The organism is Pseudomonas sp. K5002 (assembly GCF_013386655.1).
Lineage (GTDB): Bacteria > Pseudomonadota > Gammaproteobacteria > Pseudomonadales > Pseudomonadaceae > Aquipseudomonas.
Genome location: NZ_JACARK010001139.1, coordinates 1 through 2,562, shown reverse-complemented (window position 1 = coordinate 2,562; position 2,562 = coordinate 1). Strand labels below are relative to the sequence as shown.

Below are 2,562 nucleotides of genomic sequence, written 5' to 3'. Positions count from 1 at the left end.
CGCCACGCCTGGGCGAGCACACCCTCGGTGCCAGTTTCGACTTCAAGAGCGATGACCTTACGCCCACGGTGGCCGAGCACGCGGGCAATCTGCAGATGCTGCGGGAAATCTCCCTCGATTTGCTGCAACGCCTGGGCGCCGACAGCCTGGCACCCGAACAGCTCGAAGGCCGCGCCGCCTTCCGTTGCACCAGCCCGGACTACCTGCCGATCGTCGGACCGCTGGCGCAGCGAGAGGCGTTTGATCACACCTACGCCGCCCTCGGCAAAGACGCCCGGCAGGTCCCTGATGCGCCGTGCCCGTGGTTGCACGGCGTGTATATCAACAGTGGCCATGGCTCACGGGGGCTGGTCACCGCGCCACTCTGCGCAGAGCTGCTGGCCGCCTGGCTCGACAATGAGCCCCTGCCGCTGCCGCGCAGTGTCAGCGAAGCCTGTCACCCCAATCGGTTCGCGCTGCGTGCCCTGATCCGCGGTAACCCAGGCAAATCCTGAGGGCGACGACGGGCTTGCAACCCGTCAAGGCTCTTTGCCTTATAACGTATTGTTCTAAAACTCCCACAATTTACCCGGGTCAGTCTCTGGGTACCCGCTGTTTTGGCGGGCTGCATTTCTATCCCTCCCCAACGGAAAAACCGGTAAGGAATTTATGTGCGGATTAGCTGGAGAGTTACGTTTCGATCACCAACCTGCCGACCTGGCAGCGGTGGAACGAATCACCCATCACTTGGCGCCACGCGGTCCTGACGCGTGGGGCTTTCATGCCCAGGGGCCGATTGCCCTGGGCCATCGACGCCTGAAAATCATGGACCTGTCGGATGGCTCCGCCCAACCGATGGTCGACGCCCAGCTGGGCCTGTCCCTGGCGTTCAACGGCGCGATCTATAACTTCCCGGAATTGCGTGAAGAGCTGGAAGCCCTGGGCTACGCCTTCTATTCCGGTGGTGACACCGAAGTGCTGCTCAAGGGCTACCACGCCTGGGGCGAAGCCTTGTTGCCCAAGCTCAACGGGATGTTCGCCTTCGCCATCTGGGAGCGCGATGCCCAGCGCCTGTTCATCGCCCGTGACCGCCTCGGCGTGAAGCCGCTGTACCTGTCGCGCACCGGCCAGCGCCTGCGTTTTGCCTCGGCCCTGCCGGCGCTGCTCAAGGGTGGCGATATCAACCCGATCCTCGATCCGGTGGCCCTCAATCACTACCTGAACTTCCACGCCGTGGTGCCGGCGCCGCGCACCCTGCTGGCGGGCATTGAAAAGCTGCCGCCCGCCTCCTGGATGCGCATCGACGCCGATGGCAAGACTGAACAGAAAACCTGGTGGACCCTGCCCTACGGCCCCCACGCCGATGAAGCCAACCTGACCCTGGAAGACTGGACCGACCGCGTGCTCGACAGCACTCGCGAAGCCGTGGCGATTCGTCAGCGGGCGGCGGTGGATGTGGGCGTGCTGCTTTCCGGCGGTGTCGATTCCAGCATGCTGGTGGGTCTGTTGCGGGAAGTCGGCGTGCAGGACCTGTCGACCTTCTCCATCGGTTTTGAAGACGCTGGAGGCGAGCGCGGCGACGAGTTCCAGTATTCGGACTTGATCGCCAAGCATTACGGCACGCGTCACCACCAACTGCGTATCGCTGAAAGCGAAATCATCGAGCAATTGCCGGCGGCGTTCCGCGCCATGAGCGAGCCGATGGTCAGTCATGACTGCATTGCCTTCTACCTGCTGTCCCGGGAAGTGGCCAAGCACTGCAAGGTGGTGCAAAGCGGCCAGGGCGCCGATGAACTGTTCGCCGGTTACCACTGGTACCCGCAGGTGGATGGCGCAAGCGACCCGTACGCGGCCTACCGCGACGCATTTTTCGACCGCAGCTACGACGACTATGCCGCTACCGTCGCGCCGAAATGGTTGACCGCGAATGACGCCGCCGGTGACTTCGTGCGCGAGCATTTCGCCCAGCCCGGCGCCGATGCGGCGGTGGACAAAGCCCTGCGCCTGGACAGCACCGTGATGCTGGTGGATGACCCGGTCAAGCGCGTCGACAACATGACCATGGCCTGGGGCCTGGAAGCGCGCACACCGTTTCTCGACTATCGCCTGGTAGAACTGTCGGCCCGCGTGCCGGGCAAATTCAAACTGCCGGACGGCGGCAAACAAGTGCTCAAGGAAGCCGCGCGCCGGGTGATCCCGAGCGAAGTCATCGACCGCAAGAAAGGCTATTTCCCGGTGCCCGGCCTCAAGCATTTGCAGGGTGACACCCTGAACTGGGTGCGTGAGCTGCTGCTGGACCCAAGCCAGGACCGCGGCCTGTTCAACCCGGCCATGCTCGACCGCCTGCTCACCGATCCCCAAGGCCAACTGACCCCGTTGCGCGGCTCCAAGCTGTGGCAACTGGCGGCGCTGAACCTGTGGCTCAGCGAACAAGGAATCTGATTCATGAAACCTCATGCCACGGCTTACAGCCAACGCTTGCTGCGAGGCCAGGCGCCCTCCTCCGAGCGCCTGCAAGCCCGCTTCGCCGAAGACGGCAGCGAACTGGACCCCACGCCGATTGCCGTGCATTGCGGTTGGGGC

Annotated in this window: 3 protein-coding genes; all 3 read left to right on the top strand. The window is 63.8% G+C overall.

Features of this window, described 5'->3' with window-relative positions; all coding sequences use genetic code 11:
• Positions 1–494 (top strand): FAD-dependent oxidoreductase (locus HX846_RS34140; RefSeq protein ID WP_178967142.1); only part of this gene is annotated, 494 nt, incomplete at its 5' end.
• A 154-nt stretch (positions 495–648) separates the two neighbouring features.
• Positions 649–2,421: an N-acetylglutaminylglutamine amidotransferase gene (locus HX846_RS34135; RefSeq protein WP_003216754.1), complete on the top strand. Its 1,773-nt coding sequence runs from the start codon at positions 649–651 to the stop codon at positions 2,419–2,421.
• Positions 2,422–2,424: 3 nt separating this feature from the next.
• Positions 2,425–2,562 (top strand): hypothetical protein (locus tag HX846_RS40505; protein WP_178967141.1); only part of this gene is annotated, 138 nt, incomplete at its 3' end.